Raw genomic sequence first — 1,637 nt, 5'->3', positions numbered from 1 at the left:
GTTCCAACCGATGTCGGCGGATCAGCCAGCCCGCCCGGAATGCCCGTCATCAATGTCATGCCGCCAGTTTTACGCCACTGATAGGCGGCCCCGTTGCGGGACACACCCGCGACCCGGGCAGCCTCACTGAATGAGGCCCCCGAGCACAACACCGCGTAGAACTTATCCCACTGCTCCGGCAGGAACCACGTCTTCTTCATAGCAACACCACTTTCGGGGAGGCGTTGCACTGACCGTATGACTTTCCAGGCCCGGAACCCGCCAGGTCTGCACAAAAGTTCCCGGGGAAAGGGGAGTAGGGGAGTCGGGGAGTCGGGGCGCGTTCGGGGAATAGGATACATAACCGTTTCCTAATGCACGCATGCATAGGCTAGCCTTACTTAAGTCCGTTTCGGTTGGCTCAAGGAGGCATGCATGGCCGCCCTCGATGCGCCTGCCTCCCCGGCCCTCTCCGCACCCCGGGCGCCAAGGCGTCCGGCCGCCCGCGGACTGAAACTGGTCCTGGCGATTGCGGTTCTCGCGCTCGCTGGTGTTGCATCCCTCGCGATCGGCGCGCGTCCCATCAGCCCGGAAACACTGGTCCAGGCTCTGACCGCGTACAACCCCGCCAACGGAGACCACGCCGTGGTCCTCTCGCGGATCCCGCGCACGCTCGTCGGCCTGCTCGCCGGCGCCGCCCTCGGCCTCGCAGGTGCCGCCATGCAGGGCGTCGCGCGCAACCCGCTGGCCGACCCGGGGATCCTCGGCGTCAACTCCGGGGCAGCGCTTGCCGTGGTGATCGGCATCTTCGTTTTCGGCGTCACCAACTTCACGGGCTACATCTGGTTCGCGTTCCTCGGGGCGGGGGCCGCCGCCGTGCTGGTCTACGTCAATGTCATGCCGCCAGTTTTACGCCACTGATAGGCGGCCCCGTTGCGGGACACACCCGCGACCCGGGCAGCCTCACTGAATGAGGCCCCCGAGCACAACACCGCGTAGAACTTATCCCACTGCTCCGGCAGGAACCACGTCTTCTTCATAGCAACACCACTTTCGGGGAGGCGTTGCACTGACCGTATGACTTTCCAGGCCCGGAACCCGCCAGGTCTGCACAAAAGTTCCCGGGGAAAGGGGAGTAGGGGAGTCGGGGAGTCGGGGCGCGTTCGGGGAATAGGATACATAACCGTTTCCTAATGCACGCATGCATAGGCTAGCCTTACTTAAGTCCGTTTCGGTTGGCTCAAGGAGGCATGCATGGCCGCCCTCGATGCGCCTGCCTCCCCGGCCCTCTCCGCACCCCGGGCGCCAAGGCGTCCGGCCGCCCGCGGACTGAAACTGGTCCTGGCGATTGCGGTTCTCGCGCTCGCTGGTGTTGCATCCCTCGCGATCGGCGCGCGTCCCATCAGCCCGGAAACACTGGTCCAGGCTCTGACCGCGTACAACCCCGCCAACGGAGACCACGCCGTGGTCCTCTCGCGGATCCCGCGCACGCTCGTCGGCCTGCTCGCCGGCGCCGCCCTCGGCCTCGCAGGTGCCGCCATGCAGGGCGTCGCGCGCAACCCGCTGGCCGACCCGGGGATCCTCGGCGTCAACTCCGGGGCAGCGCTTGCCGTGGTGATCGGCATCTTCGTTTTCGGCGTCACCAACTTCACGGGCTA

General features: G+C 66.0%; 1 protein-coding gene and 2 pseudogenes. 2 read left to right on the top strand and 1 reads right to left on the bottom strand.

Going from position 1 to position 1,637, the window contains the following annotated elements; translation table 11 throughout:
* Window positions 1–200, bottom strand: a pseudogene (locus X803_RS22560) (hypothetical protein); the annotation flags it as partial.
* A 214-nt stretch (window positions 201–414) separates the two neighbouring features.
* On the opposite strand from X803_RS22560, the pseudogene X803_RS19715 reads away from it, so the two are divergent.
* Window positions 415–867, top strand: a pseudogene (locus X803_RS19715) (iron chelate uptake ABC transporter family permease subunit); the annotation flags it as partial.
* Between the two features lie 366 nt (window positions 868–1,233).
* Window positions 1,234–1,637: iron chelate uptake ABC transporter family permease subunit (locus tag X803_RS22830; RefSeq protein ID WP_035778879.1), on the top strand; the 404-nt coding region annotated here is incomplete at its 3' end.

This window comes from Arthrobacter sp. 35/47, from assembly GCF_000520475.1.
GTDB classification, from domain to species: Bacteria; Actinomycetota; Actinomycetes; order Actinomycetales; family Micrococcaceae; genus Arthrobacter_D; species Arthrobacter_D subterraneus.
The sequence above is the reverse complement of the archived record's forward strand: the minus strand, read 5'-3'. Positions and strand labels throughout refer to the sequence as shown.